Annotated in this window: 16 protein-coding genes and 1 other RNA gene; 7 read left to right on the forward strand and 10 right to left on the reverse strand. The window is 57.6% G+C overall.

All coding sequences use genetic code 11. From position 1 onward, the window contains the following. Positions 1 to 4 precede the first annotated feature (4 nt). Positions 5 to 568: a 5-formyltetrahydrofolate cyclo-ligase gene (locus QMP16_RS06395; protein WP_282151682.1), complete on the reverse strand. Its 564-nt coding sequence runs from the start codon at positions 566 to 568 to the stop codon at positions 5 to 7. Further along, on the reverse strand, positions 565 to 1,959 hold the full coding sequence (gene mgtE / locus QMP16_RS06400; RefSeq protein WP_282151683.1) for a magnesium transporter: 1,395 nt from the start codon (positions 1,957 to 1,959) through the stop codon (positions 565 to 567). The genes QMP16_RS06395 and mgtE overlap by 4 nt, the downstream gene beginning before the upstream one ends. Before the next feature lie 140 nt (positions 1,960 to 2,099). Between mgtE and guaD the strand changes: the two genes are divergently transcribed. Further along, positions 2,100 to 3,389, forward strand: a complete 1,290-nt coding sequence (gene guaD / locus QMP16_RS06405) for a guanine deaminase (RefSeq protein WP_282151684.1) — start codon at positions 2,100 to 2,102, stop codon at positions 3,387 to 3,389. On the opposite strand, the gene QMP16_RS06410 is transcribed toward guaD, so the two are convergent. From QMP16_RS06410 to QMP16_RS06420, 3 genes are all read right to left on the reverse strand, one after another. Then, the gene (locus tag QMP16_RS06410; RefSeq protein ID WP_282151685.1) at positions 3,386 to 4,720 is read right to left on the reverse strand and encodes an 8-oxoguanine deaminase; all 1,335 of its coding nucleotides are present in this window, start codon (positions 4,718 to 4,720) and stop codon (positions 3,386 to 3,388) included. The two genes, guaD and QMP16_RS06410, sit on opposite strands and share 4 nt — an antisense overlap. Before the next feature lie 114 nt (positions 4,721 to 4,834). Beyond that, complete coding sequence (gene hisN / locus QMP16_RS06415) at positions 4,835 to 5,626, reverse strand: histidinol-phosphatase (protein ID WP_282151686.1); 792 nt, start codon at positions 5,624 to 5,626, stop codon at positions 4,835 to 4,837. Positions 5,627 to 5,670: 44 nt separating this feature from the next. Further along, entirely contained in the window at positions 5,671 to 6,042 is a 372-nt protein-coding gene (locus tag QMP16_RS06420; RefSeq protein WP_058275630.1) for a helix-turn-helix domain-containing protein, read from the reverse strand. 320 nt (positions 6,043 to 6,362) lie between these two features. Here QMP16_RS06420 and QMP16_RS06425 point away from each other — a divergent pair, with 320 nt between their 5' ends. Then, a complete protein-coding gene (locus QMP16_RS06425) occupies positions 6,363 to 7,319 on the forward strand; it encodes an NADPH:quinone oxidoreductase family protein (RefSeq protein WP_282151687.1) in 957 nt (318 codons plus the stop codon). Between the two features lie 7 nt (positions 7,320 to 7,326). Here QMP16_RS06425 and QMP16_RS06430 read toward each other — a convergent pair whose 3' ends face one another. Continuing rightward, positions 7,327 to 8,208: a LysR family transcriptional regulator gene (locus tag QMP16_RS06430; RefSeq protein ID WP_109313181.1), complete on the reverse strand. Its 882-nt coding sequence runs from the start codon at positions 8,206 to 8,208 to the stop codon at positions 7,327 to 7,329. Between the two features lie 127 nt (positions 8,209 to 8,335). On the opposite strand from QMP16_RS06430, the gene QMP16_RS06435 reads away from it, so the two are divergent. Together QMP16_RS06435 and QMP16_RS06440 are read left to right on the forward strand one after the other, a co-directional pair. Continuing rightward, the gene (locus QMP16_RS06435) at positions 8,336 to 8,545 is read left to right on the forward strand and encodes a DUF1127 domain-containing protein (RefSeq protein WP_058275628.1); all 210 of its coding nucleotides are present in this window, start codon (positions 8,336 to 8,338) and stop codon (positions 8,543 to 8,545) included. Between the two features lie 181 nt (positions 8,546 to 8,726). After that, positions 8,727 to 9,503: a Bax inhibitor-1/YccA family protein gene (locus QMP16_RS06440; protein ID WP_282151688.1), complete on the forward strand. Its 777-nt coding sequence runs from the start codon at positions 8,727 to 8,729 to the stop codon at positions 9,501 to 9,503. Between the two features lie 176 nt (positions 9,504 to 9,679). On the opposite strand, the gene QMP16_RS06445 is transcribed toward QMP16_RS06440, so the two are convergent. From QMP16_RS06445 to QMP16_RS06455, 3 genes are all read right to left on the reverse strand, one after another. Beyond that, on the reverse strand, positions 9,680 to 10,186 hold the full coding sequence (locus QMP16_RS06445; protein ID WP_282151689.1) for a hypothetical protein: 507 nt from the start codon (positions 10,184 to 10,186) through the stop codon (positions 9,680 to 9,682). 209 nt (positions 10,187 to 10,395) lie between these two features. Continuing rightward, positions 10,396 to 10,563 (reverse strand): 50S ribosomal protein L33, encoded by a 168-nt coding sequence (gene rpmG, locus QMP16_RS06450; protein WP_007799108.1) that lies wholly within the window; start codon positions 10,561 to 10,563, stop codon positions 10,396 to 10,398. 126 nt (positions 10,564 to 10,689) lie between these two features. After that, entirely contained in the window at positions 10,690 to 11,394 is a 705-nt protein-coding gene (locus QMP16_RS06455; protein ID WP_282151690.1) for a DUF533 domain-containing protein, read from the reverse strand. Between the two features lie 316 nt (positions 11,395 to 11,710). Between QMP16_RS06455 and QMP16_RS06460 the strand changes: the two genes are divergently transcribed. The 3 genes from QMP16_RS06460 (at position 11,711) to QMP16_RS06470 (ending at position 13,603) form a co-directional block, all read left to right on the forward strand. After that, positions 11,711 to 12,346 carry a DUF1326 domain-containing protein gene (locus QMP16_RS06460; RefSeq protein ID WP_108859367.1) on the forward strand — a complete coding sequence of 212 codons (636 nt, stop codon included), beginning with the start codon at positions 11,711 to 11,713 and terminating at the stop codon, positions 12,344 to 12,346. A 13-nt stretch (positions 12,347 to 12,359) separates the two neighbouring features. Continuing rightward, entirely contained in the window at positions 12,360 to 13,202 is an 843-nt protein-coding gene (locus QMP16_RS06465; protein WP_282151691.1) for a DUF2182 domain-containing protein, read from the forward strand. Positions 13,203 to 13,270: 68 nt separating this feature from the next. After that, a complete protein-coding gene (locus QMP16_RS06470; RefSeq protein WP_058275623.1) occupies positions 13,271 to 13,603 on the forward strand; it encodes a GYD domain-containing protein in 333 nt (110 codons plus the stop codon). An 8-nt stretch (positions 13,604 to 13,611) separates the two neighbouring features. On the opposite strand, the gene rnpB is transcribed toward QMP16_RS06470, so the two are convergent. Further along, positions 13,612 to 14,011: RNase P RNA component class A (gene rnpB / locus QMP16_RS06475), an RNA gene on the reverse strand. Positions 14,012 to 14,059: the final 48 nt, after the last annotated feature.

Here is a 14,059-nt window from a genome sequence, read left to right on the forward strand (position 1 = left end):
GCGGTCAGGCCGAGAACGTCAGTACTCGGCTTTCAGTGATGACCATATCCAACGGCTGATCCGTGGGTTCCAACGGCAGCCCTTCGGCTTCTTGTGCGTCAAAGGCAAAGCCGATGGCCAGTGTGGGGCGCTTGGCGCGCAATCCCTCCAGCGTGCGGTCATAAAAGCCACCGCCATATCCCAGTCTTCCGCCTTGCGCGTCAAAAGCAACCAGCGGCACAACCAGAATTTCGGGGTCAAAATATTCATCAATCTCGGGAACCTTGGCGCCGAACGGGCCATCCTTTAGCACGCCCTCCGGCGTCCAGCGCGAAAACCGCAACGCCTGCCCGGCGGCCTGAATGACCGGCACACCGACCGGGCCATAAGCCGCGGCCTCGGCCATAGCAGGCAAAGGATCAATTTCGGTGCGGATCGGCATGTACCCCGACATCGGGACGCCACGATGCCCCGCAAGCACTTCGGACAAACGTCCGGCTGCACCCGGCAAACGCGCATCGAATGCAGCCTTCCGGCGCGCAAATGCCGCCTTACGGGCGACGGCCTTGATTTCAGTCAGATCGGTCACAGTAGCACCACGCTGGCAAGCCCAAGAAAGATGAAGAACCCCATGACATCCGTTGTGGTGGTCACGAAAGTCCCTGACGCCAGCGCCGGGTCAATGCCCAGACGATCCAGCACAACCGGTACTACCGTACCTGCGAAGCCTGCGATCGCCATATTCACGACCAAGGCCGAGCCGATCACGACACCCAGCAAGGGTGAATCAAACCACATCATGCCGACAGTCCCCAAAACGGTCGCAAAGCACAGACCATTGAGTACTCCGACAAGCAATTCTCGCCGGATAACGCGCGCCACGTTCGATCCGGTCAGGTCGCGCGTTGCAAGCGCCCGCACCGCAACCGTCAACGACTGCGTCCCAGCATTACCGCCCATCGAGGCCACGATCGGCATCAGGATTGCCAGTGCCACCAACTGATTGATCGCCGCTTCGAACTGCGAGATGACCAGTGACGCGCATATCGCGGTACACAGGTTGACGGCCAGCCACGGCAAACGCCGCCTACTGGTCGCGGCGACACTGTCGGACAACGAGCTTTCGTCGCTGACGCCGGCAAGGCGTAACATGTCCTCTTCGTATTCTTCGTCCAGAACAACCATGGCGTCATCAATGGTAATCACGCCGACCAAACGCCCATCGGCATCGACCACCGGGGCGGAAATCAGGTGGTACTGGTTAAAAGCGTAGGCCACATCCTCTTCGTCCTGATCGACGGGGATGGTATGAAATTCCTCTTCGGCGATGTCGTGCAACGGCACTTCGCGCCGGGTTGCCATCAGCTTGCCCAACGTGACCTGTGCCACCGGTTTGAGCCGCGGATCAACCAGAACAACGTGATAGAACTGTTCCGGCAAGTCATCATTGGCGCGCATGAAATCAATGGTCTGCCCCACGGTCCAATGCTCGGGCGACATGACAACCTCGCGCTGCATGAGGCGACCGGCTGAGTTTTCCGGATAGGACAGCGCCTGTTCCGCGGCGATCCGCTCGGAATCTTCCAACGCGTCCAGGATGGCTTCTTGCTGCGGCTCTTCAAGGTCTTCCAGCAGGTCGACGACGTCATCGCTCTCCATTTCCCGCACGGCGTCGGCCAGAACGTCGGGGCGCAGGACACTGATAACCTCTTCTCGGACGGACTCATCCAGTTCGGATAAGATATCGCCGTCAAATTCCTTGTCGTAAAGACGGATCAAACGCCCACGGTCATAGGGATTAATCTGTTCAAGGAGGTCGGCAATGTCCGCAGGGTGCAGCGGCTCCATCAGCTCGATCAGCTTGTCGCGATCTTCCACATCAACCGCATACAGGATCGCGGCAACCATCCGGCGATCCAGCGCATAGGCGTCGTCGTCGCTTGCGGAATCGATTACGGGTTCATCATAGCCTGTCGTCATGTCTGCCCCCGGTTGGTTCGCGCATTGACCCCTAATTAGAAGAAGCAGCTACCGGAAAACAATGACAATGCGCCGATTTACCGACAAGTTTCGCCCCACTATGCTGTTTCGCAGTCCCATACAGGCGGAGATGAACGGAAATGGCGCAAAAAACGCTGCTGAAAGGGCGTGTCCTGAGCTTCAACGGATCACCATTCGAAGGTGAACCGACAGAGGCTGTGACAATCAGCGAAGCGGTCCTGATCGAAGACGGCCGCATATCTGCAGTCGGCGATGCCGACAGCTTGATATCCGCGAACCCCGATGCCGAAGTTGTAAACCACGGTCAACACGTGATCATGGCTGGCTTTGTGGATGCGCATGTCCATTACCCACAGACCGCGATGATCGCCAGCTGGGGCAAGCGCCTGATCGACTGGCTGAACACATATACTTTCCCCGAGGAAATGAAGTTCGGGAATCCCGACTATGCAGCCGAGATCGCCAACCGTTATTTGGATCTGACGGCGTCGCACGGTACCACGACAATGTGCAGTTTCTGCACCATCCACCCCGAAAGCGTCGACGCATTCTTCACAGCCGCCCAGCAACGCCGGCAGCGTGTGGTGGCAGGCAAAACCTGCATGGATCGCAACGCGCCCGAAGGGCTGCGGGATACCCCGCAGACGGCCTATGATCAATCGCAGGCGCTGCTTGAGAAATGGCACGGTGTCGACCGGATATCCTACGCCATCACACCACGGTTCTCGCCCACATCCACGCCCGAGCAGCTTGAGGCGATGGGCGCACTGTGGGCCGAACACCCGCATTGCCTGATGCAAACACATCTGAGCGAGCAGACAGACGAAATCTCATGGGTTCGTGAGCTTTTCCCTGATGCGCGGGACTATTTGGATACCTATGAAAAGTTCGGACTGCTGGGCTCGCATGGCGTATACGGCCACGTTATCCACCTGGAATCGCGCGAGCGCGACCGGCTACGCGAGGTTGATGCCTCGCTAATCCACTGCCCGACCTCGAACACCTTTATCGGATCCGGCTTGTTCGACATGGACGGGCTGATGCGCGAAGGGCACCGGGTTGGTCTGGCAACAGATACTGGCGGCGGGTCGAGCTTTTCAATGCTGCACACGATGGCCTCGGCCTATGAAATCGGGCAACTGCGCGGCTCGCCGCTGCACGCGGCACAACTGCTGTGGCTGGGCACGGTTGGCTCGGCCCGTACGCTGCGGATGGATGATTGCATCGGCAATGTCGCACCGGGGATGGAGGCTGATCTGGTCGTTCTTGACCTCGCTTCAACCCCCGCAATTGCCCAGCGTGAAGCTTGCGCCGATGATCTGTGGGAGGCGATCTTTCCTACGATCATGATGGGCGACGACCGGGCGATTGCTGAGGTTTGGATCGCCGGTCGCCGCGTGTCTTCCTAGGCCTGCAAAGCGCGGGCCAATTGGGTCTGCCGTTCGATCACGCGCGGCAGGTCCAACGTCGTGACATGCCCGTCGCGCACGATCTGGCGGCCTTCAACAAACAAGTGTTTCACCTTCATCGGTCCGGCCAACAGCAATGCGGCCGGGTCCCAGCTGCCTGCACTTTCGATACCGCGCGTGTCCCATATGGCGATATCAGCGCGCTTGCCGGGCTCTAGCCGACCACAATCAGGGCGGTTCAGCACGTCTGCCCCGCCGCGTGTCGCGATTTCCAACGCTTCGCGTGACGACATCGCATCCGCGCCATTGGCAACGCGCTGCAGCAGCATGGCCTGTCGGGCCTCGAGGATCAGACTGCCGTTATCGTTACTGGCCGAACCGTCGGCGCCCAGACCCACCGGAACCCCGTGATCACGCATGGTTCGAACCGGTGCGATACCGGACCCCAAGCGGCAGTTCGAGCACGGGCAATGCGCCACGCCCGTTTGGGTTCTGGCGAACAGGTCAATCTCGGCCCCGTCCAGTTTCACGCAATGCGCGTGCCAGACGTCTGATCCGGTCCAACCCAGATCTTCGGCATATTGACCAGGGCGGCACCCGAACTGCGCCTGCGAATACGCTATATCCTCATCATTTTCCGCCAGATGAGTGTGCAGCATCACACCTTTGTCGCGCGCAAGGATTGCGGTGTCGCGCATCAGGTCCCTGCTGACGGAAAACGGGGAGCAAGGTGCCAACCCTACCCGGCACATCGCGCCATCGGATGGATCATGAAACGCGTCAACCACGCGGATCATGTCGTCGAGGATATCGGATTCGACCTCGACCAATGCATCTGGCGGCAACCCGCCGTCGCCTTCCCCGATACTCATCGCTCCACGAGTCGGATGAAACCGCAAACCAATTTCGGCGGCGGCAGCGATCGTATCCTCTAGGCGCGCGCCGTTGGGGTAAAGGTACAGGTGGTCAGAGCTGAGCGTACAGCCCGACAGAGCCAATTCAGCCAGGCCAATCTGAGCCGACACAAACATCTCTTCAGGGCCGAAACGGGACCAGATCGGATAGAGTGTCTGCAACCATCCGAACAGCAGTGCATCCTGCCCGCCCGGCACAGCCCGCGTCAGGGTTTGGTACAGATGGTGATGGGTATTCACCAGCCCGGGCGTCACAACACAACCCGCAGCATCGTGGATCTCACCGTCGGTTTGCAAGTTGTGGCCGATCTGCGCGATCTGCCCCCCCACGATCAGAATGTCTGCGCCCGACAACTCATGCCGCGCGTCATCCATCGTCAGAATGGTATCTGCATTTTTGATAAGGATTTCGGTCAATTCGCCCTCCTGCAACAGCCCGTCTCATGCAAGAAGTGCAAAGGCTGGCGGAAAACGGGCATAAGAACCAGCCGCGTAGAACCTACCCGACCGGCCAAATTGCGGCAACCAGTTTCAATAGTTGCGCAGGATTTCCAGTGCGACCGCGTGCAGTTCGGGATTCGCCGCCGCCAGAGCCCGCCCGCCATTATGGGCCGGACCGCCCCGCCAGTCAGTCACAACCCCACCAGCAGCCTCGATCACTGCAATGGGGGCCTGAATGTCATAGGCGTTCAGGCTGGATTCGATCACCAGATCAACCTGCCCCGCCGCCACCAGCGCATAGGCATAACAATCCATGCCATAACGGGTCAGCTTTGTTTGCCGGGCCACCGCTTCGAACCCTGCGCGATCCTCAGGTGTGCCAACCTCTGGGAAGGTCGTAAAAACAACCGCCTGATCCAAAGCGGATGTCGAGCGTGTCTTCAACGGTGCCGTTCCGGATGGGCCGGTGACCTGCGCGATATCCGCCGAACCCACAAACCGTTCGCCGATATAGGGTTGGTCGATCACCCCCATAATCGGGCCGTCAGTTGTGCTGAGAGCAATCAGAACCCCCCAAGTCGGAGTACCGCTGATAAAACCGCGGGTACCGTCGATGGGGTCCAGAACCCAAGTTCGTCCGCTGGAGCCTTCTTCGCGACCAAACTCTTCGCCAAAAATGCCATCTTCGGGCCGATGGCGTGCCAGAACCGCGCGCATCGCCTTTTCGGCGTTTCGGTCGGCTATAGTGACGGGGTCAAACCCATCATCAAGTTTGTTCGCAGTGTGCAGATTGGTTTGCCGAAAATACGGAAGAATGGCCGCACGCGCCGCGTCGGCCATTTCTTCGGCAACTTCCAGATCGCTTAGAGAGGTCTCTTGCATGCGTAACCCGTGAGGCGCGCACGGTTTGAAGTCAACCCGCTAATTTATGCGACGTCGCTAAGAACCCGCGCCAGCTCAAAAAGGCGGCGACGTTGGTTTTCGGGAATCGCGTAATAGGACCGCACGAGGTCCAGCGCTTCCTTGTCCCCCATCAGATCGGCAGGAACCGACTTTTTGCCTGATGTTTCTTTTTCGGCCTCTTCCAGACCTTCAAAGAAAAAGCTGACGGGAACGTCCAATGCCTCGGCAATGTCCCACAGTCGAGACGCGCTGATCCGGTTGGCCCCAGTTTCATACTTTTGAATTTGTTGAAACTTAATACCAACTTGCTGCGCCAACTGCTGCTGGGTCATGCCAATCAGCCAGCGGCGATGCCGGACGCGCTTGCCCACATGGACATCGACGTGATGGGTCATTGGTATTCTCCTCTTTTACACACAACTACTAGGGGCGCGCGTTGCTTTTTATCGCAACACTAGCGAGTCGCACTTAACCACTCCCTAATTTGGAACATACCCCCAAAACAGCACCATAGCGCAATATTGCCGCATTTGGGTAATTTTTCAAGAAGGTTGAATCCGTTTCCCGTCACAAAGATTTAAGGTTGTGTGTTTTTGACGCTTCGATGCGTACTGCACCCGCTGTCGGACACCCGAATGCAACCAATGCGCCCGGAGAAATGATTGACAAACCCTGGCTGAAAAGAATCTATGCCTCAAAATTACGGAGCGCGATCATGCAGGCATTCACGATTCAATCCCAGGGAAGCGCGGCCCAATTGGCTGATATTGACCTTCCCGAACCCGGCACAGGGCAAGTGCGCATCGCAATCAAGGCCTGCGGATTGAATTTTGCCGACCTGCTAATGCAGAAGGGTACGTATCAGGACACGCCCGAGGCTCCGTTCACGCTGGGTATGGAAGTTGCGGGCGTTGTCGACAAGCTGGGTAACGGTGTTACGCGCCTGAATGTCGGGGACCGCGTGGCCGTATATTCCGGTCAGGGCGGGCTGGCGGAATATGGCGTTTTTGATGCGAGCCGTGCGATACCCCTGCCCGACGCAATTAGCTTTGAAAATGCAGCGGCCATTCAGATCGCTTACGGCACCAGCCACATCGCCCTTGATCACCGGGCGCATCTGCGGCCGGGCGAGACCCTTTTGGTGACCGGGGCCGCAGGTGGGGTTGGACTTACCGCCGTCGAAATCGGCAAGCTTATGGGCGCGACGGTAATTGCCCATGCGCGCGGGCAGGAAAAACTGGATGTGGCCCGCGCGGCTGGTGCGGATCACCTGATCGACGCCTCGGAAGACTTGCGCGCACGCGTCAAGGAACTGGGCGGCGCGGATGTCGTCTATGACGCTGTCGGAGGGGATGTCTTCAAAGCCGCGTTCCGGGCAACCAACCCCGAAGGCCGTCTGTTACCCATCGGGTTTGCGGGCGGCAACGTTCCCCAAATTCCGGCCAACCATCTTCTGGTAAAGAACCTGACCGTGATTGGGTTTTACATCGGCGGCTACCTGAGATTCCGACCTCAGGTCGTTCAGGACAGCTTTGACACGCTGTTCGGCTGGCTCGCCGAGGGGCGGATCAAGCCGCATATCAGCCACGTTCTTCCGCTGGCCGAGGCCGACAAAGGCATGCAGTTGCTGCGCGACCGCGTGGCCACCGGCAAAGTGGTTATTACTCCCTGACGGGCGCTTACCCCACAACAGCCTTGAGCGGTACACTGCCCAGTATTCGAAAATTCTGACGCACCAGCGCAGCCAGCGCTTCGACGACAGCGCCGCGCCCAGTCTCGCCCCCATACAGATTGATCATGTGGGCCGGCAGTTCCGGCAATGCCCCTCCGGTATCAATCTGTTCAAGATGTGCGGGTTCGGTCCCGTCCAGCATCGCGTGAACAGCCAGATCCGCGCTTACTGTTGCCTCGATCGTGCGGTCGTTTTCTGTTTCGACTGACAGTTCCCACGGGATACCTTCCGCATCGAGAGCCGAAATCATCTGGGGCCGAAACGCGCACCGCCGCCCAACGGCCAATGGAATCGGATTCTTACGCCATGCTGACCCGCCCGGCGCCCCAATCCACCGCAAGGGCAACTCAGCGACGGTCTCCGATCCATCACTGGCTGATGCTTCGGTTGTCAGGATCAAATCGCACTCGCCGCGTTTGAACATTTCTTTCAGCTGAAGGGAATATGACGAAATCAGCTGCACCCGAACCCGCGGGAAGTCAGCATTGAAACGCTGCAAGACCCGCGGGATAGCCGGGTAAACGATGTCATGTGGAACGCCCAGAACAACCTCGCCTTCATAGGCCTGATCCGTGAGCTTTGAGATCACTTCATCATTCAGCGCGATCATGCGCCGGGCATAGGCCAGTAGCTGTTCACCGGATGCAGTCAACGCAATTGTGCGCCCACTACGGTCCAACAATTCAAGGCCCAGCAGCTCTTCCAACCGCTTCAACTGCATAGACACAGCGGATTGCGTCAGATGCAGAAATCCGGCGGCCCGTGTGACGCCACCCTGGTCAGCAACGGCAACGAAGGAACGAAGCGTGGTGATATCCAGATTTCGCATGTTCACAAATCCTTATGTATCTCTTCATAAATATTCATTTTCAAAATGTGACATGTTGCGCCATATAAATCAAGGAAGTTGATGGAAAGACGGCAAACCATCAGGAAACAGAGAAAGGACAATAAATATGACCCAAATTGCAATCAAACAGCACTGCAAACCGCAGCGTCGCTCTTTGTTGTCCTCGCTTCTGGACTCGCTGTCTCTTCTGCGCCAGCGCCAAACGCTTGCCAGACTTGATGATCGCGCTCTGGAAGACATCGGCATCACCCGCCAACAGGCCGAAGCCGAGGCGTCACGATCCATTTGGGATGCGCCGGAGTTCTGGCAAAAGTGATTCGACACTGCACCTTTTCTCGGTGAATGGCAGCGCGAACCGTCGGGCTGCCATTTTTGTTGCGTGTTTTAGCCAGTTTCGGGCGTTAAACCCTTGAAACACAGCCCGCACTTGCCGATATTTGCGGGGAACGGTGCCAATCTCATTGGCCCGACAAGAAATATGCAAAGGGAGACCCTTAATGGCACAATTTGACACGATCCGGACGGCGACCGGTGCGCGCGCTGCCCAGATTGACGAGGGCCTACGCGCCCATATGAACAAAGTCTACGGCACGATGTCTGTGGGCATGCTGATTACATTCATGGCTGCTTGGGCCATTTCCGGGCTTGCAACCACAACCGACCCATCGGCCGCAGCTGGGCAAATCAGCTCGGGCACCTATCTGACGTCGCTGGGTGCCGCGATCTATACCTCGCCCCTGCGCTGGGTGATCATGTTTGCACCTCTGGCGTTCATCTTTGGCTTTAGCGCCGGCATCAACCGCTTGTCCGCCGCAGCTGCGCAGCTGGTATTCTATGCATTCGCAGCGGTGATGGGCCTGTCGATCAGCTGGATTTTCATTGCCTTTACAGGCATGTCGATCATACAGGTGTTCCTGATTACTTCGATCGCCTTCGCTGGGCTGTCCTTGTATGGCTACGTGACCAAGAAAGACCTGTCTGGAATGGGTACCTTTCTGATCATGGGTCTTATCGGCCTGATCGTGGCGATGGTTGTAAACATCTTCCTGCAGTCACCCGCGATCATGTACGCGATCTCGGTGATCGGCGTTCTGATCTTTGCTGGTTTGACCGCCTATGACACCCAGAAGATCAAAACTACATACCTGCAGATGGCCCATTCGGGCGATCAGGAATGGTTGGGTAAAGCCGCAATCATGGGCGCGCTCAGCCTGTACCTGGACTTTATCAACATGTTCATGTTCCTGCTGCAGCTGTTCGGCAATCGCGAATAAGACGGCCGAAATTCGATTTCAAAGGCGGGCCAGATAGGCCCGCCTTTATTGTTTGCACCGCTGAAAGGCGTCCTGTCCGGGCCAGCAAACAGGCGGCGCAGACTAGTAACGCTAAAAACAAAAAAAGCCTCCACCGAGACAGTGGAGGCTTTTTATTTCGCAACCGAATGGTTCGATCAGCTGCAGTTCAGAGCAACCGCAAATCCAGAGCTGCGCGTCGACGATCCCTTGCGGAACACGTCACCCGCAGGCAGGCATCCGGTAAACTGTTCGGCATTTTGGCCAAAGGCTGCGCCGATGTCGTTGTCCACGCGGGTGCTGTTGTTTGCGGTTCGAAGAACTCCGAACAAAGTGCCGTTCACGCTGACTGTGCTTAAGAACAGGTTCATGTCCGAACCGGTCAGAACGACTGAGTTTGTGTCGCTGCGTCCGCCATTGTCGATCGCGACGCGGGCTACTTTTTCCGCTTCGGTCTGATCCGTTACGACCGGGATGGATGGCAACAAAGCCAATTCCGCCGGAATATTCGTGGCGTCGGGAAGGAACGAGACCGCACCCGGAACATCCGAGAGGGTCCGCGGCTCACCATCGATGCCCGTGAAGCCAACACCCGAGCGGTTATAAGGGTCTTCACAAGCCGCAAGGGCAAATACGGCAATTGTGGATAACAAGATTTTTTTCATGGCGACCAACATTTTGGAACGATTTGCTGAAGCGTATTGCCAAGAGGTTCCAAAAAGCAACCCGGCGCCCAACCGAATGGCCGTTACGCTGATGCGTCACTGCAACGGCCAATTCCCGATCCCGGGCATTTCACCCAGCCGCATGCACAAAGAAAAAGGGTTCCGCATCAGCGAAACCCTTTTCCATTCTGTCCAAGTTGGACGGCAGATTACTTAATCTTGCCTTCCTTGTACTCGACATGTTTCCGAACAACCGGATCGTATTTACGAACGGTCATTTTCTCGGTCATGGTGCGAGCGTTCTTTTTGGTCACGTAGAAGTGGCCCGTGCCCGCGGTCGAGTTCAGACGGATCTTGATTGTCGTCGGCTTCGCCATGGTTATCTCCTGCGTCCGAAAAGGCAGGGGCCTTTCGGTTGAATTCCTATGAGCGTGCGCTTTTACGCCTTGCACGGCTCGTGTCAAGGGCAATTGGGCACATGATCGGCTGATCAGGGATCAGGCCTAGGTCGAAAGGGTCGGCGCGCCCATATACGTGTGAATCTGGTCGCGTTCGGCATCAGATAAACCCAGCGCAGTTGCTAGTTGAACAAGGTAAGAGGCCTCGCGCTGGTTATCCAGACGAATCGCCGCCAGAGACGTGGCATAGACCTGTGCTTTCAATGGTGCACCGGAATCAGCAGCCAGGCCGATCACATCAATCGGGCCATTCAACTGATCCTGGACAAAGGCGCGTTCTTCGTCGCTGATGTCATCACCCAATTCGCCCAGAATGGTCTCCTTCTCTTGCTCATCTAGCTCTCCGTCCGCCTTGGCTGCCTGGATCATCGCGCGCAGCATCAGCTTGGCTTGCGCCTCCATCGCCGCGCCCCCGGGTGTGCCTTTGAACACCGTATCCATCATATCGACGGTCTGCTGATTGCCTGTCTTTGCGGCGCCCTGCATGGCATTCATCAACCCACCAAGACCAGCGGCCCCTGCCGGATTGGCCATGCCAAGCTTTCCAATCATCTCTTGCAACCCACCGGCACCCCCAGGCATCCCGAACTGTTCTGCCATCTTGCCCAGTTGATCCATGCCAAAGCCGCCCCCGGCGCCTTGCATCATGTCTTGCAGGCCGGCCATTCCGCCCATCTGCTTGTATTTTTCCATGCCTTTTGCGGCGGCAAATCCAACTGCGACCGAAGCCAGTGCCTTCATGAAACTCATAACAATCCTCCCAATATTCAAAATGCGTTTTTGCAATATAGCAGATATCTGCGACTCAAAAATCCACAGATTAGACAGATGCTCTAACGCTAGCGCAAAGCTGGCCAATGGTGGTTTCGCTTCACCAAGTGAACATGTAACAGGCGTATTCCCGCACAAGCGCGTGTCTAATTTGTCAGAAATTCGAATGTGTGATAGTTACCGCGCCATCAACAATCCAAAGAAGCCAATTTTCGGCTCGATCTTCGAGGCTCCATGATCAGGCAAGCAACCGTGCAAGCAGGGTTTGCACGATTGATTTTGTTTAGGGGGCATCATGACTGAATGGACTATTAAGGGCGAAGAACTGGCCAACTGTAACTGCAACTTCGGTTGTCCTTGCCAGTTCAGCGTACTTCCGACACATGGCAATTGCGAGGCCGTCGTCGTATTCGACATCGAAAGCGGTCACTATGGAGACACAGATCTGGCGGGCGTAAGGGCGGCTGGGGTGTACTATTGGCCCGGCCCAATCCATGAGGGCAACGGTCAGATGCAACTGATTATAGATGCCAGCGCCAGCGCCGATCAGCGCGCTGCCCTGCAAGCCATCATGACCGGTGAAGATACTGATGAAATGGCAACCTTCTGGTATGTTTACAGCGCGATGGCCCCGACCAAACATGAAACGCTTTTCGTGCCCATCGAACTGAACTGGGACCGCGACGAGCGCACCGGGTTTGCAAAGGTGAACGGCGTCTTCGATGTCGAAGTCAGCCCGATTCCGCATATCGTTTCGGGTGCGGCGCACCGGGCGTCAATTCAGCTGCCAAACGGGTTTGAATACCGACACGCCGAAGCTGCCTCGGGCTCGGCCAAGACACATGGCGGCGAAATCAGTCTGACCTTTGACGCGACGCACGCTCATCTGGCCCACCTGAACATTTCGGGCCACGGTGTCCTGGGCGCCTGATCCGGGGGTCATCATGACATCCCACCCCACACCGCCCCGCACCGGGGCGGTCGAGCGGCTTATGCGGCGTGAGCGGGTCATCGTGCTGTTCGGTGTGTCGCTGATTGTTCTGGTTGCAGCCTGGTACACCATCGCCGGGATCGGCATGAACATGACGGCCACCGAAATGACCACGATGGCAGGTCCGATCGGAGAACCCATGCACATGGGTGAAGCGCCCGGTTGGGGCGTGCAATACGTAATCCTGATCTTTCTGATGTGGTGGGTCATGATGATCGCGATGATGACCCCCAGCGCTGCACCTGCGGTCTTGCTGTATTCGGCGATAAAGCGTGCGGGACCCGAACGTGACAAGGCCGCGCAGTTCAGCTTTTACTTTCTGACGGGCTATCTGATCGCCTGGGCTTTTTTCAGCGTTGCCGCGACGGGACTACAATGGGGCCTCGAAAGTGTCGGGCTGTCTGACGGTCCAATGATGACAATTCGGTCCAAAACATTCGCCGGTTGCGTCCTTATCTTGGCAGGCGCGTACCAGTTGTCGGACCTCAAGACCGCCTGTCTGCGGCATTGTCAAAGCCCTGCCCGGTTCATTGCCGATCATCACCGACCCGGAGCGTTTGGCGCGTTCCGAACCGGCGCGCTGCATGGGCTGTACTGCCTTGGCTGTTGCTGGGCCTTGATGGCGCTGCTGTTCGTCGGCGGGATCATGAACCTGTACTGGATTGCCGGAATTGCGGTCTACGTCGCATTGGAAAAGCTGCTGCCGGGTGCACGATGGTTGCCCACCCTGACCGGTCTTGGGCTGATCGCAGTGGGTTTCTGGATCGTTCTGGACGCCCTTATGAGCATTTTTTAAGTCCCGTTTTCAGGCCGCGGAACCGGCCAATTTCAGCGTTCCAAACCATTGAAACAAGGAGAAGACTTATGCCTATTTTCATAACTTACGCGACCTACTCGCAGGATGGCGTCAAAGGAATGCTGAAGAAGCCTGCAGACCGCACGGCGGCCGTCCGGGCGTTGCTGAAAAAAGTCGGCGGCAAGCTTTTGGCTTTTTACATGACGACCGGCGAAAATGACGTGGTGGTCGTAAGTGAAGTTCCGGATGGCACTGACGCAGTAGCCATTGGAATGGCCGTTGCGGCCTCGGGTGCAGTATCAAACGTTGAAACAGTACGCGCCTGGAAGGCGAAGGACTTTGCCGCCATTACCAAGAAGGCTGCCAAGCTGACCGGGGCTTACACGCCGCCCGGTAAGTGAACAGAGTTATGCGCGGAGGGCCTGTAAGCCGGATCTTGTTCCGGGGTTACCCCCTTCGATGACCATTCCTCTAGGCCGCGCATTGCTGCGCGGCTCAAGCTGCCAACCCGGTCCCTCTTGGCCAGGACGTGCCTAGCGGCGGTATCGGCTTGCGCCGACCGGCCCGCGCGGGGACCCTATTTGGCATTGCTCCCGGTGGGGCTTGCCGTGCCGCCACTGTTGCCAGCGGCGCGGTGGGCTCTTACCCCACCGTTTCACCCTTACCTCGGACCGAAGTCCGGGGCGGTCTGATTTCTGTGGCGCTTTCCGTCGGGTTGCCCCGCCCGGGCGTTACCCGGCACCGTTGTCTTGTGGAGTCCGGACTTTCCTCTCGGGCCTTGCGGCCCCAGCGGCCATCCGGCCCTCCGCGCAAGCGGTGGGTATGCCTTGTGACAGGCTGCGTCAAGAGTGCAGCGC

Source organism: Ruegeria atlantica, assembly GCF_947495585.1.
GTDB classification, from domain to species: domain Bacteria; phylum Pseudomonadota; class Alphaproteobacteria; order Rhodobacterales; family Rhodobacteraceae; genus Ruegeria; species Ruegeria atlantica_G.